The sequence below is a fragment of the Alkalinema sp. FACHB-956 genome, assembly GCF_014697025.1.
In the GTDB taxonomy this organism is placed as follows: Bacteria; Cyanobacteriota; Cyanobacteriia; order Leptolyngbyales; family Leptolyngbyaceae; genus Alkalinema.
Genome location: NZ_JACJRC010000001.1, coordinates 463205 through 486185 on the forward strand (window position 1 = coordinate 463205; position 22981 = coordinate 486185).

Consider the following 22981-nt stretch of genomic DNA (forward strand, 5'->3'; position numbering starts at 1 on the left):
GTTTTGCTCAGTAGCTTCTGTCGAGGCTTAGGAGTTACCTGAAGGATCGATCGTGATGACTACCACAGTAATATTGTCTCGGCCTCCATGGTCCTTGGCCGCGTTAATTAAGGTACTCGCAGCCATATCACAGGCTCGAATTGTTTTGAGATTATTGGCAATCAGAGAATCACTAAGTTCTTCTGTGAGGCCATCACTACACAGCAGAAGCCGATCGCCGGGTTTGACATCGATTTGCTGCATATCGATTTCTGAGCTTTCTTCCCGGCCAAGGCACTGGGACAGCACATGGCGCATTGGGTGCACACGGGCCTGATCCGGGGTCAAGGTTCCAGAACTAACAGCACGGGCAATCCAAGTATGATCCCTCGTAATTTGTTCCAACGTAGCGCCCCGCATTTGGTACAGCCGCGAGTCACCCACATGGGCACACCACACCTCTCCCTGACGAAACAGCAGCGCCACTGCTGTTGTTCCCATGTCGCTGCGTTCCGGGTGTAGCTTTTGGTCGTAGAGAATCGCTTGATTCGCTTTTAAAAACGCTTGCTCCAACAAATCCTGGGAGGAATCCTCCGAATCCCAAAAGCGCTGGAAATGGCCATACATTGCCTCGATCGCGAGACGACTGGCTTCCTGTCCCCCAGCATGGCCGCCCATTCCGTCCGCTACGACAAAGAATCTACCCTCAGGATCCGTGTGATAGGCATCCTGGTTAGCCGAGCGCACTAGCCCCGGATCAGTCATTCCTGCGAAAAAACGTTTCATGAACAGACAGCACTCAGCGAACAAGGTTGAAGAAATGGAAACAAGGCGTAAAGCCCCTAGGGCAGTCGCTCAAAGCGATCGAGCTTAATTAACAGGCGTACTAGGGCAGTCCCTGCAGCTAGTGCTGCCAAGGCAGCCAAAACCGCCGCCCATACCCAATGGTTCACCAGTAGGATGGTTGCAGACAGGGTAAACGTACAAACCAACAATGTGTAGTTGGTTCCCATATTAACCCCTGTCAGCTTGCGCAGCACACGATCGGTTTCGCTCGATCGCACCCGGACACGCAAGTCTCCCCGTTCCAATTTATCTAGGGTATCCTCAATCCGTCGGGGGAGTCCTAGGGCAGAATTACTGACCTGGGCCGCTTGACGACTCAGCTCATTTAATAGGTTGCCCGCTTCTGAATAGGGATTCTCATTGGCCATAAGCTGCATTGCAAAGGGTTTTGCAACCTCCATAAAATTAAACTCAGGATCCAAGCCTTTGCCCACTCCTTCCAACGTGGAAAACGCTCGCATCACAAAGGTAAAAGTTGCGGGAAAGCGAAAGGGCTGATCGTAGGCGATTTCATACAGATCATCACTGATGGCATTGATGGACTGGGTTTCAAAGGGTTTATCCATGAAGTTGTCCAGCATGTACTGCACCGATCGCCGCACTGGACCCGGATCATCCGTCGGAGTGAGCGCACCCAATTCCACCAGGGATTGAATCACCCGATCGGCGTCCTTTTGGGCAATGCCAAAAAAGGTTCCCAACAGTTTCTCGCGGGTTACGGATTTTACCTGACCCATCATGCCGAAGTCATAAAAGATCAGTTGGCCTTCTGGACTCACCGCTAAATTACCGGGGTGGGGGTCAGCGTGGAAAAAGCCTTTGTCCAAAATTTGCCGCAGATAGGATTGTGCCCCTAGTTTGGCAATTTCCTTACGATCGAGGCCCGCTGCTTCCAACGCTTCATAGTGGCTGATTTTGATGCCAGGAACATATTCCAGCGTTAAGGTGCGGGGAGAGGCATAGCGCCAGTAGACTCGAGGCACGCGAACCCCCGGCTCGTCCCGAAAATTGCGCCGGAACGTATCGGCATTGCGCCCTTCATTGAGGTAGTCAATTTCCTCCCAGAGGATTTTGCAGCATTCCTCATAGATCCCCATCCAATCCCGCCCTCGCCCCCATTTGGGATGGCTTTGGAAGTAGCGGGCAATGCCCTTGAGAATTTCCAGGTCGATCGTAAATAGCTTGCGTAGGCCCGGTCGCTGAATTTTAACAACCACTTCCTCCCCAGATTGAAGCTGGGCCCGGTGGACTTGGCCTAGGCTGGCAGCGGCAAGTGGCACGGGATCAAAGCTGCGATAGAGGTCTGGGATCGATTTGCCCAGATCCTGGTGAATAATTTCAGCCACTTGCTCATAGCTGAAGGCTGGAACACGATCTTGTAGCTTAGACAGTTCCTCGACGAATTCACTGGGAAATAAATCCGCGCGGGTTGAAAATAATTGACCCGCTTTAATAAATGTTGGCCCCAAATCTAACAAGGTTTCCCGCACCCAGATTGCTAGGGCGCGTCTACGAACAGCTTTTTTCGATTCTGAGATACCCCCCCGGTAACTCCAAGCCTTCTCAAACAGCCAGTGCTCATAGAGCAACCGCAGCACAAAGGCCCAAATATCTACAAAGCGCCGCCGCCGGGAATAGTTGTCACGATTCCAGCGATAGGCTCGATCGGTATAGGACTGGCTGCCCATGAAGCAATTCTCGGGGTAGAGAGGAACAAAACAAGGAAAGGGGAGGTAGCAGGATTAGCTATCACCATTACGGTAACGCTGAAGTTCTGTGCGAACCTCAGCAATCTCAGCCCGCAGATCATCAATGATGGCCTGCAAGTCTCCGCTCCGAGACGGATTGGACGCTGGAGCAGTACTGCCTTGGGCATTAACGCTGACTTCTACTCGTTCTGTAACCTGCTGAACAAAGTTGCGCAGGGTTTCCCGCTGCTCAGCATCAAATTTACCTAGCTCGCTCAGGGCATTGGTCACCGCTTTCTCAGCTTGCTCCGAGAGAATTTCTGCGATCGCGCGACCAACAAAAAAGGCATGAACCAAGGGACTACTCATGGGAATGCTTTGCAGACGTTCGCAAAAATTATAACTTGCTTAACATTCCAGAGTCAGACGAATCCCGGAATCCATGCCCCAGTCTGTCGAATCAGCATCTCTCCCTAGGGTGTGGAGCCTGGAGGGAGGGGATCCGCCGATTTTGTGAGGGATTTGGGCGCTGCAATGGGGGGCGCAGGATCAGCCTCGCGGAGTTTTTGGGGTGGGGGTTCCGGCGCGGGGGGGGCGGGTTCTGCGGGGGCGGCTTTGGACGGTGCAGCAGAATTTTCGGGCGGGGGAGGTTCAGGGGCTGTGACCGTTGAGCGACGAGGGGGGGCTGCTACGGGCGGTTGCGATCGTGGGGGGGCTGGTTCAGGCTGTGCTGAATCTACAGGGCTGATAGGGGCTTCTGGACTGAACGGAAGTTCTCGGCGAGGGAGGGGAGATTCGATCGGTTCAGGAAACTCGTTGACTTCATTGCTGGGGGCAGTTGGACCAGAGCTGGCTGAGCCACTTTTGCCGCCGGAGATTTCACTGGGAATCTCATCTGTGTTTTCTACCGCTTCAACGGAGCCTTTCCATTCCCGTTCAGGGAAGGACTGGCCAGCATGGAACAAACTAGATCCCGGACGTTGCCCTGCACTAAAGCGGAGCGCTAGCCCGAAGCTGATCCCCAGCGCGGCAGCGATCGCGCCAATCAGGACAAAGGCACGTTTGGAATATTTAGGAACAGTTAGCATGGACGATTTTGGGGTGTGAGATTGAGAAGCTTCAGAATGGGCGTCAAGATCTTGTGCGTCAAAATCTTGGGTCGATCGCGAGGATAGAGGAGACCCATGGGTCGATCCAGGGGGTGCTTCTGGACGGGGGGCTTCCGGTTCAGGCAGCGGTTCCTGGCGGTAGGGAGCCGGAGCCAAGGGAGTCGAGGCAGAGAATCCGTCTGTCCTTGGATCTACCAAAGGCTCACTGCCTGCTGGTGAGAGAGAAGGGGGACTCTGCGGTAGTTTAGGCAGTGCGATCGAGTGAGGAGTCGTCACAGCTCCCTGGGACAGATTTGCAGTCGTGGCAGCCGATTCAGATGCTTCCACAGGGGCAAGAGATTCAGTTGCCCTGGGAGAAGTCGTGGGGGGATCTGGGACTGGTAGCACCGTAGGGACATCGGGAAGATTGGGGCCGGGTTGCGGGGCTGCCGTTACTGGGTGTGTGGGAGCCGATAGGGTCGGCGGGAGACTGGTCGTGGGGGGGCTCGTAGAGGCAACCTTCGGTGAATGAGGGCGTTCAACTTCAGGACTTGCCTCAGGACTTGCCTCAGGATTTGCATCGGGACTGCTTGTGCTGGGACTGCTTGCACCGGGAGTACTTGCACTGGGAGGAGTACTTGCACTGGGAGGAGTACTTAGCGTGGCCGATTTACCCCCTAAAAGCTGCAAGAGGGTTTCCGCTGTTTGGATTCGTTGTTTGGGATCCGTTTCTAGGGCATGGCGCAATACTTTCTGGGCAACGGGAGGCAGTAAAGGCAGTAAGGGAAATTTCTCCGCGAAGTCGTTTGTAGAAGAGATGACCGGCGGATGATTGGAAAGGGCATGGTACAAAATGGCCGCAATGCTGTAAAGATCGGTTTGCGGAGTCGCCCCTTGGGTGAGCATTTCCGGAGCCCAATAGAGCGATCGCGCTGGATCCAGTGATTTCGATGCAGCCGGAATCAGCCCGGTACTAAATCCCACGACGACAATTAAGTTGGTGCCCGTGCGCTGAATCAGTTGCCGGGGGTGCAGGTTCCCGTGCACCAAGTGATTCTGATGGGCAATGCGCAGGGCAGCGGTGGCTTGGCACAGGGCCTGTAGGGCAGCCTTCGGAGCAATGGGAGAGCCTGCACTCAACAGATCCGCCAGCGTGTGGCCTGGAACGTAGTCCATCACGACAAACGGGTGCTCTGCTTCCAAAAAAAAGTCAAGAACACGAATGAGGCTGGGATGTTGGCTAGCGGCAAGAATGCGCGATCGATCGAGGAAGCGTTGGCAGAGTTGAGCAAATTTGGGATGGGTCTGCAAACTGGGGTTAAAGGTTTTGATCGCCACTGTCTGTCCGGTTGCAGTCACGGTGGCCCGGTAGGTGATGCCAATTCCCTGTCCATCCAACGGATGGTTCAGCAAGTATTTTCCGCTTTGCAGGGTTGTTCCCGCGTTCAGTTGGATTCCATGGAGTTGTCCTCCCCTGACCTGCGTATCCCTGAGTTGCATCGCCCAGCCTCTCTGAAATTGCTCCACCTATGCTAACTGTTTACGCACCCTTTCCAGGGGATCGGGGCAAGAATCTCACCCAAAAGGCAGGATAGAATTAATTTCGCAAAGATCGATGATCGATCGCTAAATCCGCTACAACCCAGGAGTCGATCGCACAGTATGATTAAGAGCTATTTAATTAATTGCTTAAGTTCTCTTGACTGCAACTGATTGCAACTGAGTTTGATTGCAACTGGGTTTGAGTCAAACTGAGTTGTATATAAGCGGCTACGTCTTGTTCGGCCATTCAATCAAGCGCATTGGTTGAACTCAGTTTCCGGATTACAACTTGTTTTAGATTTCCCTTTCGAGATTCCCACTGAGATTCCCTCCTAGCAATAACTTGAGTACGCCTTTGGCTTGGTTGAGTACATCCTTGAACGCTTACCTATTTGTCACCCATGGCAGTCGTGACCCCCGTTCCCAGCGTGCTGCCTTAAGATTGGCCGAGCAATTTCGCGATCGCCTAGGCCAACCTCCCCTGGTTCTCGATTCCTATGGCCAGGATTGTTCAAGCGCAACGCGATCGACGGGAGAGACGCGATCGACGATGCTGAGCAGGCCGGTCGCGGTTGGCACAGCCGCATTGGAATGTATGCCGGAGCCCTTACATCAGCAGATTATTGCCTTTGCCCAGCCAGTGGCCCAGGCCGGGGGCAAAACTGTGACGATCGTCCCCTTGTTTCTTTTGCCGGGGGTGCATGTGATGGAAGATTTACCGCAACAGATTTCGATCGCGCAGCAAGCACTGGCCGAGTCCCAAACGGCGGTCATGCTCAAAATGATGCCGTTTTTGGGCAGTGATCCAGAGTTGCTCCCCCTACTCCAGCAACAGTTTGACCAGGCTTTACCCCCGCAAACACCCGCGCCCTCCCAGTCCCCCTTACTGTCCCCGATACGCATTTTGCTAGCCCATGGCAGTCGTCGTCCAGGGGGCAACACGATCGTGGAACAGTTGGCCCAGGCCCTGGATGCCCAGATAGCCTATTGGTCAATTGCCCCCAGTTTAGAGGATTGCTTAAATCAATCTCTTCATAGAAATGTTTCCCCAGAAACAAACTCTGAGAACCATCTACCTAGTGCGGCAGAACCCGCAGTGGTCAATAGACCCATTGTCATTCTTCCTTACTTCTTGTCTGAAGGAGGCATTACCGATGCGATCGCAGAACAGGTACGATCGTGGTCTCATCGTCCCAACCGTCCACAGGTTCAACTGTTGTCAACCCTCGATACCAATCCCGCTTTAGTGGATTTGATATTAAAACAGTTGAAGCCTGAATGCGTCCATCCGTGAATGGAGGGATGCTATTGGCTGCAATATCTTGATTAACGCAATCATGGATTCAATCTTGATCCATTGTTTTTTCTTTTTCATTCCTGTATCTTTAATATTTTTCTAATTCGCCCTACTTATTCACCGTCGTGGTTTCAGTGTGACACCTCTATGACCCAGCGTTCTATGGCCTTCGGTAAAGTCTATCTCGTTGGTGCAGGCCCAGGCGATCCTGGTTTAATGACGCTAAAAGGCAAAGCGCTTCTAGAATGTGCGGATGTTGTAGTCTATGACGCATTAGTCAGTCCGCCTATCCTCGCAATGATCAATCCTCAAGCTGAAAAAATTCATGCCGGCAAACGCAGAGGACAGCATTCGTTGTTGCAGGAAGAGACGACGAAATTACTGATTGAAAAGGCCCAGGACGCCGCGATCGTGGTGCGACTCAAGGGCGGTGATCCATTTATCTTTGGGCGGGGCGGCGAGGAAATGGAAGATCTGGTGGCAGCGGGAGTTTCCGTCGAGGTCGTTCCGGGCATTACCTCAGGCATTGCAGCCCCTGCTTATGCAAACATTCCCTTAACCCATCGGAATTACAGTTCCTCGGTGATATTCGTTACCGGTCACGAATCGGTTGAGAAATACCGCCCCGATGTCAATTGGTCTGCGATCGCCCACAGTGCTGAAACCATTGTCGTTTACATGGGGATACACAATCTCCCTCACATTGTTGAAGCCTTAATCGATGCTGGGTTATCTGATACAACTCCGATCGCGTTAATCCGCTGGGGTACCCGTCCCGATCAAACCGAATTGATCGGCCACCTAGGCGGAATTTTGCAAGCGGTAGAAGAGAGTAAATTCACAGCCCCTGCGATCGCAGTGATTGGCAACGTCGTGCAATTTCGCGAAGTTGTGACTCAAGCCCCCCCAGCGTTGGTGATGGCTTGAGCAGACGTTCTACCGCACAGCTCTAGAATGGTTGGGTGACAGGCTATAACAGAGCCGCTGCCCGCTCTGCCAAGATCGATCGCTCACCCCGTGCCAAGGTGATGTGACCTGCGATCGCCTCGGATTTGAATCGCTCCACTGCGTAGGTCAAGCCATTACTGGCCGCATCCACGTAGGGGTTATCGATTTGATCCGGATCGCCTGTCATAACGATTTTGGTGCCTTCCCCTGCCCGAGTCAGAATCGTTTTGACCTCGTGAGGGGTCAAGTTCTGCGCCTCATCCACAATCAGAAATTGCTGCGGTAAGGTGCGCCCCCGAATGTAGGTCAGCGGTTCAATCTGCAACAACCCCCGTTCAATCAGCTCCTCATGGCCTTTGCGCCAATGGGAGGGCTTGCCAGTACTGTCCTGAGTCCCAAAAATGAGATCAAAGTTATCGAACAGCGGCTGCATCCAAGGGGCCAGTTTTTCCTCAATGTCACCGGGGAGATAGCCGATATCCCGACCCATCGGCACCACAGGCCGGGAAATCAACAGACGGGAATAGAGCCGTTCATCGGCTACTTTGTGCAGCCCCGCTGCGATCGCCAAGAGTGTTTTTCCGGTGCCCGCAAAGCCGACCAACGTGACTAATTGAATGTCATCCCGCAGGAGTAAATCAAAGGCGAAACTTTGTTCTCGGTTGCGGGGCTGGATGCGGGAAATGCCGGAATGGGGAAACTTGGTAATGGGCACCAGTTTTTTGCCACTGCCATCGACGATCGCTAAGGCGGTGTGGGAAGGGTTGAGTTGGTTGACCAAGGTAATGGCCTGGTTCGGGAAAAATTCTCCGGGGAGTATCACGCCCCCTTCCCGAAAGAGTTGACTAATCACCTCAGCATCGACAAGGACTTCCGCTGAGCCTGTGTAGAGATCCGAAATATCGACCTTATCGGTTTCGTAGTCACTGACATCTAACCCAAGGGCATCCGCCTTGATCCGTAGATTCGTATCTTTGCTGACTAGGACAACGGGGCATTGGCATTGCCGCCGCAGTTCCAGCGCCACCGCTAAAATCTCATTGTCCGCCCGATCGCCCTCTAGTTCCGGCGGCAGCTCCCGCAGCGTTTCTCGATGACAGAGCGCAACCCGCAAGGTGCCTCCGTTATCCAGGGGAATGCCTTGAATAATCGTTCCTTGCTGGCGCAGTTCATCCAACATACGGGACACTTGACGTGCATTCCGTCCGGTCGTCTCTGGCTGTTTCTTGAAGCGATCGAGCTCTTCGATGACCGTAATGGGCAACACGACATCGTTTTCTCCAAAGCGATGGATAGCAGCAGGGTCGTGAAGCAGAACGTTGGTGTCCAGGACAAAGGATTTATTCATGCACAGGCTGAGTGATATATGTGATGGCAGTATACCCCTCTCAATCTGTCAATGGCACGGTCGATCGCGTTTGTTCATGCAAGGGGCGTTCGACAGAAAGGCCGATCGATCATGCGGAAACTCACAATTCTCTCAGCAGACTTTGAACAATCCCGACTACACTAATTGAAGATATCTGAAGACTCTGAAGATTCTGAAGATATGGGTGTCTGTGGGTGATCCACGGGTGTGAATTTTGCCGACATTCACCGTCCTGAATTCGCTTTTCTGTCCAAACTGCTTCTCTGGATCACGTTGTTGTATGGATCTGCTGCGCTCTTTGCCCCTGGGACTGTATCTGGAACAGCCGATTACCTGGATGCACAAGTTGGATCCTAGGACGAAGTTAGCGTGGCTCATGAGTTTCCTAGCGGCTCCCTTTTTGGCAACGGTGGAATGGCGAATTGGCTTGGTCGTGGCTCTGATGGGGTTAACCATGAGTGCCAAGATTCCGCTGCGGGTGTGGCGGCAGCAGATGGGGTGGTTAACGCTGCTCTGTGTGTATGTGGGGGTGTTGATTGCGATCGCGCCGGATGGCTTGAACGTGAATCCTCAGCCTCGGTTTCCGGAGAATGAATTAGTCTTTTCCCAGCAACCGGCTCAGATGGCTCCCTTGCCAGCGGAAAAACCTTGGTACAGTCGTTTGCTAGGGGGGGGATCCAACGAAGCGAAGGCCGCCCCGAAATTGCCTCAGCCCACGGATTATCATTATGTTGTGGCCAAGTTCGGTGTGTTTACCATTACCCAGCGATCGCTCAATTTAGCGCTGCGGTTTGCCACGCTTTTATTCACATTGCTGTATAGCACGACGCTGTATTTACTCACCACAGCTCCAGAGGAAATTACGGCAGGTTTGGAAGATTTACTGGAACCCTTGCGGCGGTTTAAAATTCCGGTGACTGAAATTGCATTGACACTTACGTTATCACTACGATTTATTCCGCTGGTGTTGGAAGAATTTCAAAACTTGGTGCGATCGATTCGTACTCGCGCGATCGATTGGAAAAAGCTGGGGTTAAAACGCACGATTAAAGTGTGGGTTTTAGTTGCAGAACGCCTGTTAGAGAACTTACTGTTGCGGGCAGAACAAATTGCCAGTGCGATGAAAGTCCGGGGATTTACCAGTCCCGATCGCCATCGGGTGGAATGGCATGAATTACAGTTACGGCACTGGGATTGGGTCTCGCTAGGGGTTCTGGCCCTGCTATGGATTGCTAGATTGGCTTGGGGGACTGAGACTAGCTGAGTTAGGGGCACTGAGCATGGAACTCCCGTCACAAAGGCTAGTTACTTAGATGGGCCGGAGGACGGAGCACTGGGACTGGGGAGGCTCGGACTGGGCAGGTCGCCGGGTCGATCGCCCTTTTGCATCAACAAGGTCACATCATAGCGAGTCGTTCGATCGCTGGTGACGACGGTGGTAATCCCGATCGCTTGAATGGCATCCAACCAGACTTGACTACTTTCAGGAAAGCGCAATAGCGGTAGCCCCTTAAAGCCACCGGCCCGTTTCACATCCATAAAAAAGTTACCGCTCACCGCATCGTTACTCGGCGCGATCGCCTTCTGGAACAATGGACTCGCCGAGAGCGTATTAGCGGGACGGGGGAGCAGACTGGAGACCACCGGAGCCCCCAGGGTGAGAAACGCTACATTGCCATCTAGCCAACCACGGGTAATGCCCACTTCCGCCGAGGGCATCCGCCAGTTCACCACCTCTTGCCCCGATACTTGCCCTGCTTCCACCTTGAAACTGAACTTCTTCGCCATGGTTTCGTCCAGTTGCTTCAGGGCCTTTTCCGCCGCTCGACGATCGCTAGTCTGAGCCATGATTACTAACCCGATCGGCGTGGTCGGCGGACTACCCGGAGGCGCTGCCACTAGGGAAAGCGAAAATTCACCCTGCATCCAATTGACAAAATCCTGCTCTAGATCCATCCCCAGCGCACCCTTCACCTCCTGCCGGAAGCTGACCGGATCGAGCAGCTTGACGGGCATTGTGGCAAAGTCGCGGGTGTAGTCTGTCCAGAACTGCTTAAAATCCCCCCCCGAGGCCATCAGAACCGTATCTCCGGGTAAGCGGGTCGGCATCGTTTTGGCCGTGTTGCGCACGGAGAATTTGCGATCGCCATCGGGTTTCAGCCAGAACACACTGTTGAGCGTAATCCCATCGTTCTCAAGATTCGCCACCGTGGCCCAACCTTGGCTCTGCTTCACCTGCTCAAGGCTCTGTTGCGGGAGGTTGCGATTGGTGTTGGCGTTACCCGACATCACCATTTCTGGCAGGTTCATATAGACACTGGCAAACCCGCGTCCTTTCTGGATTTGTCCCAGGGCATTGGCATAGCCCGGAGTCCCCGCCAGGGATTTTCCCCCTTTATGGGTCTCGATCGCCCGTTCGATGGCCCGAGCACTATTGGACACCAGAATAAACTTGCCGTCGATCGCGGCAATATCCACATTCTGCGAGGGTTGTTCCCCCTTTGCCTCCCGAACTTGAATCCCTTGGTAGGTGCGCTCTGTCCATTGCCGTCCGGGAAGATTACGGGGCCGATCGAAGACTTCCTTCGCCTTTAAGGCATTGTTAATCGGAAGAACCAGGACCGCGGGCTGGGCATTGGCGGGTTGGGGCGGTTGACCATTCTTCGGCGGTTCCAATTCCGATTGGGGCGACAGCATGGCCAGGGTGACCTCCGGGCCAATCCACGGTTGAATGTCCTGTTCGTAGCTCAGTCCATTGGCCGTCAGGAAGCGATCGCGCAATTGGGCGAGGTTTTGATCTAGTGCTGCTTGGCTTTGGGGCGTGCCAAAGGTGCGCAATTGTTGCCATTGGTTGCCGTCTGTGGTGAAGGACACCACCATGAGCGCATCCTGGGGAATCAGGGTTGCGCCACTCGGCAACGTGCCCGGAGCAAAATTGGGGCGAGTCAAGGTCCAGAAGGCAAACCCGCCCCCTACAATCAGGAAAGCGGCTCCCGCTAGGGGCAGCAGGAAGGAATTAGGTTTCTTCTGGAAGAGGGTTTTGGCGTTCATTCGCTAACCGGGATCAAGCAATGCCATTGCAATCTATCAACAGCCAATGTACCAGAGTCTATCCATTCTTCACGCGGCTTGAGCAGCAATTCCACAGAAAAAATTAAGATTAGTCGATTATTTTCTGGAATACGACGATCGAATCTAGGGACGCAATGTCGAGTCTAGACCCGCGTTGCAGGACTCTTCGTCAAACACTGTGCGGTTTTTGTGGTTTTCCAACGGAATTTTCAGGAAACAATCACAATTTCCCAAGAAAAAACAATTTTTCAAAAAATCACCTTGAAATCGATCGATACAGCGTATCCCGTTGCTGGGCAGGCCGATCGAGGCTGGCGATCGCTTGGGTTAAGGTCTCCACGGTTTGGCAAGTGCCCCCGATCGCACCTGCCATGGTGGTGATATGTTCCTCCATCAATGTGCCCCCGATGTCATTGCAGCCCCAAGTCAGCGCAGCGATCGCGCCCGGTAAACCCAATTTGACCCAACTGGGTTGGTGGTTGGGAATCCAGTTGCCGAGGTAAATGCGGGCGACGGCAGTTAACTGTAACGAGGCGGCTAAATCCGGTTGATCCCGTCCGACTCGACTGCGCAACGGTTTGGGGGCTTCTTGGCCGACAAAGGGCAGCAAAATAAATTCCGTAATGCCGCGATCGCCGCGATGCTGGGCTTTTTGTTGCAGTTGCCGGAGTTGTTCTAGGTGCGCAATTTGTTGGGCCGGGGTTTCGATATGCCCCGACAGCATTGTGCTGGTGGTGGGCATCCCTAAGGTATGGGCTGTGTGAATAATTTCAACCCAAGTGGCTGCATTAATTTTCTCTGGACAAATGACGCGCCTCACGGTGTCATCCAGGACTTCCGCTGCCGTTCCGGGCATGGAATCGACCCCCGCTGCCTGCAATGCCGCAATCACCTCGCCGTAGGTTAGGCCATCCTGCCGCGCAATAAATTGAATTTCTTGGGGAGAAAAGGCATGGAGATGCAAATGGGGAAAGGCGGATTTAATCGTAGCGACTAATTTTAGGTAATAGGGTAAGGCCCGATCGTCAATTTTGGCCTGGGGATTGAGGCCCCCTTGCATACAAATTTCCGTTGCGCCTTGCTGCACCGCTTCGGTCGCCTTGGCCAAAATGGTGTCCCAATCTAACCAATAGGCTCCCGATTCCTCCGCATCGCGCCGAAACGCGCAAAAGCTGCAATGCTGTTCGCAAATGTTGGTGTAGTTAATATTGCGATTGACCACGTAGGTGACGGTGTCGCCGATTTGCTGTTGGCGAAGGCGATCGGCGGTTTCACGAATGGCCTCTAGTGCTGTGGGACTGGTTTGACGCAGCAGGTACAAGCCTTCCTCTGGCGATAAATCATGCCCTGCTAAGGCATGGTTCAACAGGGTATCCAAGGATAACTGACTGGTTTCTAAATACATTGCTGATAGGAATTTATGAATCGACTTTGAAAAGAATGAACTAGAAAGCAGGGGATGCAGTGGCGATTATAGGAAGATGGCTAGGCAGTGAGCTTTAGGCCATGGGCTTGTCGAAGCAACACGATCGCTAGGCGATAGCAGACTATCAAGCTGCTGTTCAGGCTGCAATTCAAGCTGCAACTTAAGGGCTACTCAGTAGGCTCAGCAACCGATCGGCATCTTCCAAGTCTCCAACAATTCGTCGCATGGGTAAAGGACTCACCCGCACCAAGGTGGGCATCGCAGTCACTTGATCGAGTTCTGCTTGTTCTGGGTTCTTGGAAATATCGATCATTTTGAGTGTGTAGGGTTGATCGATACATTGTTCCAGCAAGGTATGGAGATTTTGCAAGATGCGTTGGACATTGCCACTACGGCTGGAGAGATAGAGATGGAAGACGTAGGTGGGGGAGGGAGTTGGGTGGGGAATGGGGGAATGGGGGAGTGGGAGAGTGGGGAGTGGGAGAGTGGAGGAGTGGGGGTGTGGGGTGTGGGGGTGTGGGGTGTGGGGTGTGGGAGAGTGGGAGGGTGAGAAGGGGGCAGGAATGATGGGGTGGGATGGCTCGATCGGGGATGGACGATCGGTGTCGTCTAGGCGAATGACCCAGTCATGGCATTCCCACAGGACTGGAAATTGTTGGCGGTAGGTGGATAGTAATCGGGGGGTACAGAGTTCTGGGGTTGTTTGTACGGTTTGCCACTGCTGCGGTTCGAGGCCAAATAACGCTTCTAACAAGACACGGTAACGAATCACACCCGGAGCGGCGGTCGCTAAAGTGTTGACTTTTCCAGTGTGAGCGTCCTGCCAGCGATCGACCGTTGCGGTATAGCAAGGCAAGAGAAAATGAGGCGGTTCTGAGAGTCCCAGCCAATCCTGCAAGGCTGCACAGAGATGGAGGTGCCAACGGGACTGCTTGTTTGCGTCAATACAATAAACTAAATCTCCGCCTGGAGTAAAAAGAGCAATGCCCTTGAAGGTCTTGGGAACGGAGAGGTGTTCCATTAGGTTAGGAGAAACGGCTGACGTTTCATGATTCCCAGCGGTTGGATAAACTACGGGGAATTACCCACCATTGTGGATCACCAGCGGCGCAACTGGGCAGCCGGTGTAAAAAATTGTTGGGTGATGCCTGCCAGAAGACCCAGGAGGGTGATCAGTGTGGCAAGCAGGGTCATGAAGAGAATCAGGAGTTGATAGGCTCCAGCTTGCAGGGGATCGAAGCCAGCGAGTAAGGTGCCTCCCATAAAACTTGGCAGGATTGCCAGCCCCGCGATCGTCAGAGCGTTCAGGGTGGGCAACAGTCCGGCTCGAATCGCGGCTTGGCGGTAGGGGGCAATGGCGATCGTGGGGCTGGCTCCGAGGCTGAGGTGGGTTTCAATTTCCTGGGTGTTGTGGCTGAGGCTGTGGATGAACTGCTCTCCGGCGATCGCGGCTCCGTTCATGGCGTTGGCAAAGACCAGTCCCGACAGCGGTAGCAAAACGCGCGGCTCGTACCAAGGGGTGGACTGCACCACAAAGGTGAACACATAGCCCAGGGTGACGCTACTGCCCAGGAAGAGTGAACCGAGGGTGATGGGCAAGAGGTAGGGGATCCGTTGGCTGAGTTGTTTTTGGGTGACGATCGCGGCAACAAGCAGGAGCGCCAAGACCGCAATGAGGGTTAAAACCGGATCGCGCACGATAAAAATCGTTGCCAGAATATAACTAAATACGATCATTTGCAGGATCGATCGCCCCGCAGCCACCACCACACTCCCGAGCAGATCCAACCGTTGCCAAGCAGCGAGAATTAGGGTTAGGACAATTAACCCCAGCGCAAAGATCAACTGTGTAGGCGTATCCACTGCAATTCCTACCAGACAAGCCCTGTTATTATCCCCTAAAAGCTAAGAGGCTGCAGGAATCATCCCTGGAGGACAGTTTTGGAGGCGATGCGGGTTTGTTTGCGATCGCGTTCGGAAAGGGTTTCACCGGATTGCAAGCGGGTAGCGGTTTCCTGGAGCACCGTGGCTCCCGCCCGATCGCCCATTTGCAAGGCAGTATTGGCAGCGGTTTGCAGCATCGTGGCCGCTCCGGTTTTGTCCCCCTGTTGCAGCTTGTTTTCGGCGATTTGGGTTTGGCGATATTTGGCCAGGGCCAGGATGTGGGTTTGGACAGCGGGGTTGGGCTGGGGGGTGTAGGTGGGGACGGCTTGCAGGGTGATGGGGGAGATATCGGAGGCGGTGGTGGTGCCCGTCAGGGGGTTGTCGTAGCGGACTTGGACTTGGGCGACGGTGTGGCTACCCTCCGGAAGCTGATCGAAATAGAGGTTGGCCAGTACCACGCGGGGCGCATCGACTAGGAGATCTCCCAACCGGGCGATCGCGATGTCGCCTTCCATCGTCACCGGCAGTTCGATCGTCTCCGGAGCCACCTGAGCGAGGGGTTTCAGTTCGGCAAGGCGGGTGTTGGGGGCCAATTTCAGCATCAGGTGGGCGTTGGTCAAGCCGACGGATTGCGCCCGGTTCAGCAGGCGATCGAATTCCGTCACGGCTAGTTCCGGCGCAGCGATGTAGGCCAAGGCCCCAATGCCTGCATCAGCAATTTGTTCGAGAATATCCTGATTCCAGTTATCGCCGAAGCCCAAAGCATTAATTGTCAGGCCGTAGCCCGTGGCCACGTGGGCCAGTTTGAGGCAGCGATCGTTGTTGCCATGTTCGTTTTCGCCGTCGGTCAGCAGGAAAATTTGCGAGACCGTGCCCTGTTTGCCCTTAGCGCATTCTTCGATGCCGAGTTTTAAGCCTTCGTCGATGTTGGTGCCGCCGGTGGCGGTGAGGGCATCCAGTTGGGATTGAATGTCAGCGGGCTGGTTAACGGTTTGGTTTGCCACGAGGACGTGGGCTTCGTGGTTGAAGGCGATGATGGTGATGCGATCGCCGGGGGTGAGTTTTTCGATCAGCCCTTTGGCCGCCTGTTTAACGGTGTCCAGGGATTTACCCCGCATGGAACCGCTGTGATCCAGGATGAGACAGAGGTTGAGAGGAACCTCTCGGCTGCTGGGTTCCGGCATCGCAAAAACGGAGATGGCCGCTTGGCGTTGGCTGTTGGCTTGGGTTACGTCCAGTTGGACGTCGCTGAGGGCAATTTCTAGACCAACTTTCATAGAAAAATCCTTGGGAACCGGGTGAGGCTGAGCGATCGAAAAATCTGTTCAATGGAACGATCGTTGGATGGAGCGATCGTGGTTTACCCAAGTCTACGCATCCAACTGAGCGTTTTCCAGAAACGGGAGCCTTCCCTACTCAATCCGCAAATTTTCCGGCATCCGCAGGTAAATCCCACGGGGATCATTGAGCGATCGCAGGGTATTAAACTCGGTCTGTAACTTCTTAAATTCTTCGGTAAACGGATCATTGCCCTGGGGCTGAGCTTCTATCTGGGCACCAAACAAACTCCGCAGCACCCGTTCTTCAAAGCTAGTGGGTTCAGGGTATTCCTCTACCTGCCAGTTATCGCCTAATTTTGCCCGATTGGCCGCTTCTTTAATTGCCGCTTCCAATCCCCCTAACTCATCCACCAAACCAATTTTTTTCGCTTCGGCCCCCGACCAAACTCGGCCTTGGGCAATTTCCGCCACCTTGGCTTTGTCGAGCTTGCGGGATTCCGCTACCTTAGTGAGAAACTGATCGTAAATTTGGCCAATAATGCGTTGAACGATCGTAATTTCCTCCTGGGTTTTCGGGCGGGAAATGGTTGCTCCATCGGCAAATTTGCCTGTTTTGACGACATCCCAGGTAATGCCATTATCGTTGGCCAGTTTTTGAATATTGGGCAACAGTCCAAACACCCCGATCGACCCGGTAATCGTCGTCGGTTCTGCAAAAATCCGATCGCCATAGGTGGCAATCCAATAGCCCCCCGAAGCCGCCACACTGCCCATGGAGACAATGACGGGTTTAACCTTGCGAGTGACAATCACTTCCCGCTGAATGATATCGGAGGCCGTGGCACTTCCACCGGGACTATTAATGCGTAGGACAACGGCTTTTACATCCTTGTCCTGTCGCAGTCTGCGCAGCGTTCTCGCAAAACTATCGCCCCCAATCTGTCCGACATCTCCTGAACCGTTAACAATTTCACCTTCGGCATAGACCACAGCGATTTGATTTTCTGAAACTTTTTCGACGCGATCGCTGATGGCTTCAGCATAGTTCCGCAGGGAAATACCTCGAAAGGATTTCGTTTCGTCTTCTTCACCCGTTAGCTTTTTCAACTCATCCAACACTTCATCGGCATAGACCACGCGATCGACCAATTTGGCTTGCTTGGCATCTGCTGCGGTCAAAATGCCCTTGGTATCCGAGAGCTTTTGCAAAACATTGGGATCTAAATTGCGCGCCTTGCCGGTTGCGGTTAAAAATTCGCCCCAAATGTCATTTAACAGTTTGGTGGTTTGTTCTTTGCTGGGATTACTGCTCCGTTGGCGCAAAAACGGTTCCACCGCCGACTTATATTTCCCCCGCCAGATCGCCTGCACGCCCACCCCAAATTTCTGTAAAGCCTGGGAAAAGAACATTGTCTGGGAACTCAGACCGTTCATTTCCACTACCCCCATGGGATTGACCGCAATATTGTCTGCCACCGACGCGAGGTAATATTCCTTCTCGCCCCATTCCACGTCGTAGGCGTAGATCTTCTTCCCGGATGCTTTAAATCGTTGCAGGGCTTCGCGGACTTCCTTGAGGGTGGCATAGCCGGAGCCATTGCGGCTGGAGGAATCGCGGGCGGTCAGGTACAGGGCCAGAATGCGATCGTCCTTAGCGGCTTGATCGATCGTGGTTAATACCGTGCGCAGGGTGACTGTGCTCTGAAGGTTGCCAGCAACGGTATCATTCACTACTTCCTGAGGACTCCGTTCCGGTTGGGAATCCGTAATCGGCTGCGCCAAGTCCATGACCAACACGGTTTTATCTTTGACCTGCGGGCCGGTGCTGCGAGAACTCGCCAGCCCCATGATGAGAAAGAGCAGGCCACCGAGGCTGACACCGGAGAAAATCAACAGCCCTACAAGAGTGGCCAGGGTGGTCTTAAGGAAGTCGCGCATAGAAGAACCGAAGAAATGGGACGACAGGAGCAATCACGACGATCGGTCAAAGGTTGAAAGGTTGGACTTCCTGCTAGGCCCAAATTCGCCAACAAGATTTGCCAACAAGATTTGCCAACAAGATTCGCTAACCCGATCGCTGATCTTGCAATGTACTTGTCTTCTCTATGCTAATCAGGAGAACCCGGATTCGGTTAACAATTTATGGACGGTGGCCAGTAAATCAGGGGGAGGAGGTTGGTTCTGCGATCGCGCTGATCTGAAATCGAGCTGAGGGGCATCGTAGCCCGATCGTCTCGGTAGACTGCATCGTCCCGGCATACCATCAGCCAAGATCCCGTAAGCTGGTAAAGTATCGATGTTTTGAAGATTAGTCAACCATTAGTAAACCTATGGCAATTCGAATTGGCAACGGCTATGACCTACACTGCCTCGTAGAAGGGCGGGACTTGATTCTAGGCGGAATTAAAATCGATCATTCCAAAGGTTTACTGGGGCATAGTGATGCGGATGTCCTGACCCACGCCATTATGGACGCGATGCTGGGTGCCCTCAGTTTGGGGGATATTGGCCACTACTTTCCGCCGACCGATCCGCAATGGAAAGGTGCAGATAGCCTCAAGCTTTTGGAACAGGTTCATCAACTGATTCTCGATCGGGGTTGGCGGATTGGGAACCTGGATTCGGTGGTGATCGCAGAACGGCCCAAGCTCAAACCCCACATTCCTGCAATGCGCGATCGCCTAGCAGAAGTGCTCAACATCGATCCCGATTTAATTGGCATCAAAGCGACGACTAATGAGAAACAGGACGCGGTAGGACGGGAGGACGCAATCATCGCCTATGCGGTGGTGTTGCTTGAAAAATAGCGGGTGTCGAGAATGCAGGAATCGGGCCGCTGAATGCAGGCTCATTTCTGCCTCTCAAGCTTTCTGCTTCTCAAGCTTGCGGCTGACCTGGGACATACTGAAACAGACCATCCAGTAGATGAAGCCAATAAATAAATACACTTCCGTTTGTCGATCGCTAAAGTCTGGTTGGGACAGAATTGTGCGAGAAATTCCCGTTAGTTCAAACATCGAAAACAATCCTAGTAACGACGTATCTTTGAATAGAGAAATAAACTGTCCCACAATGGCAGGGGTAGAAATGCGTAACGATTGGGGCAATATGATTAAAGTCAATGTTTGAATCGTATTGAGTCCGAGAGCTTTGGCCGCTTCGGTCTGTCCTTTGGGAATCGCCTGGAGACCCGATCGCACATTTTCCGCCAGATAGGCCGCGTTAAACAGCATCAGTCCTGCGATCGCCCGCACCACCCGATCGAGGCGAATTTCATCGGGCAGCAGCAACGGCAGCATCACCTGCGCCATAAATAAAATCCCGATTAGCGGTAAGCCCCGCACCAGTTCGATGTAACCCGTACAAACCCAACGCACGATCGGCAAGGTAGACTGTCGGCCTAGGGCCAGCAAGATACTGAACGGAAACGCTAGTAAGATACTGACTGCGGCAGTCAAGAGCGTCAGAAACAAGCCGCCCCATAAACTTGTGCGGACAAACTTCAGCCCTAAGCCGCCATTGGCCAAGTAGGCGATCGCGCAGAAAGCGATCGGAAGCAGGGCATAGAATACTAACTGAATGCGCTTCTTGACCCGTTGGGATTGCACCCGTTGGGATTGCACAGATTGCATAAATTGGGGCACAGTCCAGAGCGCAGTCATTCCGACAAATACGCCCAATACAGCCCACAGCCGCCACACCTGATTTACCGGATAGCGCCCCACGAAAAATAAGCGCAGATTTGCCGTAATCACCGTCCATTGGGCCTGTGCCAGCCAACTCCAAAACCCATAGCCCACCCAGACTAAAAACGCAAGGCATAGCAGGGTCAAGAGGCTATTCAACGTTGTGTTAAACAGATTCTTCTGTAACCATTGTGGAATCTGTTGTAGCGTTTGTTGTCTCGTCTGTGCTTTTGGAGGAGTCGGAGGCTGGGAATTCTGCATCATCGTAACTCTAATGGATTATTGCAAGCGATCGGTCAAAGATGGATTCCAACAAGTGACAGTGCTCAGGAGTTCCCAGTTACCGTTCCACAAGCTGGACACGCCGATTGAATTGATTGAGCACCCAGGCGATCAATAAGCTGAGGGAAAGATAGGTCAGGGAAATCAGAATCATCACTTCCACGGCACGCCCCGTTTGGTTAAATGTGGTAGACGAGACCGCATACAGATCGGGATAGCCCACGGCGATCGCTAAACTGGAATTCTTCGCTAGGTTCAAATATTGGTTGGCCAGGGACGGAATCATAGATCGGAGTGCCTGAGGCAGAATGATGAACCGCAACGTTTGACCCGGCAATAACCCCAGCGATCGGGCTGCTTCCCACTGCCCCTTGGGAACGGATTGAATTCCCCCCCGCACAATCTCGGCAATAAACGTTCCGGTGTACAGCGTCAGCCCCGTGAGCAGCGCCGAGAATTCCGGAGAGAGTGGCAACCCCAACAGATTAATGCCCCCTTTGCTGAACTGGATCAGGCCAAAGGAGACCACCTGATCCGACTTGGTCAAACTGGTGAAGACAAAGTACCAGAACAGCAGTTGCAATAACAGCGGCATATTGCGCAGCGTTTCCACATAGACCTTAGCCAGTTGTCGCAGCAGCCAGTTATTGGACAACCGCGCCACGCCCGCCACAAACCCCACTAACGTCGCGATCGCAATCCCACTCACAATCACCCGCAGAGAGTTGAGAAAGCCAACAAACATCGCCATGGCGTAGCGATCGCTGGGTTGGTAGGCGATCGGCGTTTCGCCAATACTAAACCCCGCCTGTGATTCTAGGAATTTGAACCCCAGCCGAATTCCCAGTCGTTTGAGGTTGTGATCGAGGTTGTAGCCTAAATAACTTAATGCTGCAACGACGAAGAGAACGACGATCGCCTGCCAAAAGAATTGCCAGAACTTTGCCTGTCGCCACCAGCGAGTCTTTGGCCGCGAGGGTGGCCCCAGGGATGGGTCTGTCTGTCGTTGATTTGGATTTCGGCCAGTGGAACTCATAGATCTTCCGTGATGCGCCATTCATCTATTATCCAGCAGAGAATCCTATACTGGAAAGCACGCCAAAAAGATCTTCCCTCGTTGGATGACGCGATCGGGGCTGCGTTCCTAGCCTAGTCCCGTTCCCCCGTTGCATAAACCGCTGGATGTCCCTCAGTACGTCTCTCAATATGTCCCTCAGCCTTTGCATGATTGTCAAAAACGAAGCAGCCAATCTTCCCCGCTGCTTGGATAGTGTGAAAGATGTGGTTGATGAAATGATCGTGCTGGATACGGGGTCAACGGATCAGACGATCGCGATCGCCCAATCCTACGGCGCAAAGGTCTACGAATTTACCTGGTGTGATGATTTTTCTGCGGCTCGCAATGCTGCGCTGCCCTATGTGACCGGAGAATGGGTTCTAGTTCTGGATGCCGATGAAGTTTTGCTCCCCGCGATCGTGCCAGCCTTAACAACCGCCATCCAAAATTCCAAGGCTTTAGTCATCAACCTCGTGCGCCAAGAAGTCGGAGCCCCCCAAGCTCCCTATTCCCTCGTCTCGCGCCTCTTTCGGAAACACCCTGCTATCTACTTTCAGCGGCCTTACCACGCCATGATTGACGACAGTGTGGAGACGCTATTACAGCAGGAATCCCACTGGGAAATTATTAACTTACCAGACATCGCCATTTGGCATGATGGCTATCAACCGGAAATGATTGCTGCACGGGATAAATGGAAGAAAGCTCGCACCACTATGGAAGGCTTCTTAGCCCAGCATCCCAACGATCCCTACGTCTGTAGCAAATTAGGTGCGTTGTATATTCAAATGGGAGAAACAACACGGGGAATTGAACTTTTACAACGAGGTTTGCAAGCAGAAACGATCGATGTATCAACTCGGTACGAATTGCATTATCATCTTGGTTCTGTCTACCAAGAATTACAGGAACCCTTACAAGCTGATGAACAGTATCAGCAAGCCATGCAGCAGCCAATCCTGCCGATGCTCAAACTCGGTGCGCTGCATAACTGGGCTGCTTTGCGGCAAACCCATGGGGATTTGGAAACTGCAAAGTTACTCTACGAACAGGCCTTAGCGATCGCCCCCGATTTCACGATCGCCCATTACAACCTAGGTATGACGCTGAGGGCATTGGGCGATTTGGCAGGGGCGATCGGGCATTATCAAACGGCCATCCAACTGCAACCAGACTACGCCGATGCCTATCAAAACCTGGGGGTGGTCTTGCTGAAAATTGGCGATGGGGCTGGGAGCCGTGCAGCCTTTCAGCAAGCGATCGCCCTCCATCAACAACAAGGGTCTCCAGAAGCTCAGCGACTTCAGCAGTCATTAAGAGATCTGGGAATGTTATAGAAAATGCTCCGTAAATCTATTGAGGCAATAATTGCCAACCCCGTAGATTTACTGATTTAAGGTGAATTGAACGTCAAGAAGGCGATCGTAATATCGCTAAATATTCGGGAATTGTTAGCCTAATGGTGGAATGTTGGTGCACGAAGGGAATTCTGGAACCATACATAGATGTCTTTCGGTATCGTTCCCGCGCTCCCTCT

18 protein-coding genes are annotated in these 22981 nt (G+C 53.1%); 5 read left to right on the top strand and 13 right to left on the bottom strand.

Annotated features, from left to right (window positions below):
* Nucleotides 1-27 precede the first annotated feature (27 nt).
* From H6G21_RS01900 to H6G21_RS01915, 4 genes are all read right to left on the bottom strand, one after another.
* Nucleotides 28-765 carry a Stp1/IreP family PP2C-type Ser/Thr phosphatase gene (locus H6G21_RS01900; protein WP_190569901.1) on the bottom strand — a complete coding sequence of 246 codons (738 nt, stop codon included), beginning with the start codon at nucleotides 763-765 and terminating at the stop codon, nucleotides 28-30.
* 56 nt (nucleotides 766-821) lie between these two features.
* The gene (locus H6G21_RS01905; protein ID WP_190569903.1) at nucleotides 822-2513 is read right to left on the bottom strand and encodes an AarF/ABC1/UbiB kinase family protein; all 1692 of its coding nucleotides are present in this window, start codon (nucleotides 2511-2513) and stop codon (nucleotides 822-824) included.
* A 54-nt stretch (nucleotides 2514-2567) separates the two neighbouring features.
* Nucleotides 2568-2882 carry a DUF6825 family protein gene (locus H6G21_RS01910; protein WP_190569905.1) on the bottom strand — a complete coding sequence of 105 codons (315 nt, stop codon included), beginning with the start codon at nucleotides 2880-2882 and terminating at the stop codon, nucleotides 2568-2570.
* Between the two features lie 104 nt (nucleotides 2883-2986).
* Nucleotides 2987-5101: a serine/threonine-protein kinase gene (locus H6G21_RS01915; protein WP_190569906.1), complete on the bottom strand. Its 2115-nt coding sequence runs from the start codon at nucleotides 5099-5101 to the stop codon at nucleotides 2987-2989.
* Between the two features lie 385 nt (nucleotides 5102-5486).
* Here H6G21_RS01915 and H6G21_RS01920 point away from each other — a divergent pair, with 385 nt between their 5' ends.
* Nucleotides 5487-6437 (top strand): sirohydrochlorin chelatase, encoded by a 951-nt coding sequence (locus H6G21_RS01920; protein ID WP_190569908.1) that lies wholly within the window; start codon nucleotides 5487-5489, stop codon nucleotides 6435-6437.
* Between the two features lie 150 nt (nucleotides 6438-6587).
* Nucleotides 6588-7367, top strand: coding sequence for a uroporphyrinogen-III C-methyltransferase (cobA, locus tag H6G21_RS01925; protein WP_190569910.1), 780 nt, complete (start codon nucleotides 6588-6590; stop codon nucleotides 7365-7367).
* Nucleotides 7368-7410: 43 nt separating this feature from the next.
* Here the strand turns inward: cobA and H6G21_RS01930 are convergent, their stop codons facing one another.
* A complete protein-coding gene (locus H6G21_RS01930) occupies nucleotides 7411-8736 on the bottom strand; it encodes a PhoH family protein (RefSeq protein WP_190569912.1) in 1326 nt (441 codons plus the stop codon).
* A 301-nt stretch (nucleotides 8737-9037) separates the two neighbouring features.
* Between H6G21_RS01930 and H6G21_RS01935 the strand changes: the two genes are divergently transcribed.
* Nucleotides 9038-10021 (top strand): CbiQ family ECF transporter T component, encoded by a 984-nt coding sequence (locus H6G21_RS01935; RefSeq protein WP_190569914.1) that lies wholly within the window; start codon nucleotides 9038-9040, stop codon nucleotides 10019-10021.
* A gap of 41 nt (nucleotides 10022-10062) precedes the next feature.
* Here H6G21_RS01935 and H6G21_RS01940 read toward each other — a convergent pair whose 3' ends face one another.
* The 6 genes from H6G21_RS01940 to sppA form a co-directional block, all read right to left on the bottom strand.
* On the bottom strand, nucleotides 10063-11808 hold the full coding sequence (locus H6G21_RS01940) for a DUF3352 domain-containing protein (RefSeq protein WP_190569916.1): 1746 nt from the start codon (nucleotides 11806-11808) through the stop codon (nucleotides 10063-10065).
* 277 nt (nucleotides 11809-12085) lie between these two features.
* Complete coding sequence (gene cofH, locus H6G21_RS01945) at nucleotides 12086-13234, bottom strand: 7,8-didemethyl-8-hydroxy-5-deazariboflavin synthase subunit CofH (protein ID WP_190569918.1); 1149 nt, start codon at nucleotides 13232-13234, stop codon at nucleotides 12086-12088.
* 181 nt (nucleotides 13235-13415) lie between these two features.
* Nucleotides 13416-14276, bottom strand: a complete 861-nt coding sequence (locus H6G21_RS01950) for a circadian clock KaiB family protein (RefSeq protein ID WP_190569921.1) — start codon at nucleotides 14274-14276, stop codon at nucleotides 13416-13418.
* A 77-nt stretch (nucleotides 14277-14353) separates the two neighbouring features.
* A complete protein-coding gene (locus tag H6G21_RS01955) occupies nucleotides 14354-15118 on the bottom strand; it encodes an ABC transporter permease (RefSeq protein ID WP_190569923.1) in 765 nt (254 codons plus the stop codon).
* A 59-nt stretch (nucleotides 15119-15177) separates the two neighbouring features.
* On the bottom strand, nucleotides 15178-16416 hold the full coding sequence (locus H6G21_RS01960) for a VWA domain-containing protein (RefSeq protein ID WP_190569925.1): 1239 nt from the start codon (nucleotides 16414-16416) through the stop codon (nucleotides 15178-15180).
* Between the two features lie 135 nt (nucleotides 16417-16551).
* Nucleotides 16552-18357, bottom strand: coding sequence for a signal peptide peptidase SppA (sppA, locus tag H6G21_RS01965; RefSeq protein ID WP_190569927.1), 1806 nt, complete (start codon nucleotides 18355-18357; stop codon nucleotides 16552-16554).
* Nucleotides 18358-18749: 392 nt separating this feature from the next.
* On the opposite strand from sppA, the gene ispF reads away from it, so the two are divergent.
* Nucleotides 18750-19226 (top strand): 2-C-methyl-D-erythritol 2,4-cyclodiphosphate synthase, encoded by a 477-nt coding sequence (gene ispF / locus H6G21_RS01970; RefSeq protein ID WP_190569930.1) that lies wholly within the window; start codon nucleotides 18750-18752, stop codon nucleotides 19224-19226.
* Between the two features lie 54 nt (nucleotides 19227-19280).
* On the opposite strand, the gene H6G21_RS01975 is transcribed toward ispF, so the two are convergent.
* The gene (locus H6G21_RS01975) at nucleotides 19281-20369 is read right to left on the bottom strand and encodes an amino acid ABC transporter permease (protein WP_199306959.1); all 1089 of its coding nucleotides are present in this window, start codon (nucleotides 20367-20369) and stop codon (nucleotides 19281-19283) included.
* A gap of 76 nt (nucleotides 20370-20445) precedes the next feature.
* Nucleotides 20446-21423: an ABC transporter permease subunit gene (locus tag H6G21_RS01980; protein ID WP_190569932.1), complete on the bottom strand. Its 978-nt coding sequence runs from the start codon at nucleotides 21421-21423 to the stop codon at nucleotides 20446-20448.
* Between the two features lie 170 nt (nucleotides 21424-21593).
* On the opposite strand from H6G21_RS01980, the gene H6G21_RS01985 reads away from it, so the two are divergent.
* Nucleotides 21594-22781, top strand: coding sequence for a glycosyltransferase (locus tag H6G21_RS01985; protein ID WP_190570478.1), 1188 nt, complete (start codon nucleotides 21594-21596; stop codon nucleotides 22779-22781).
* Nucleotides 22782-22981 lie beyond the last annotated feature (200 nt).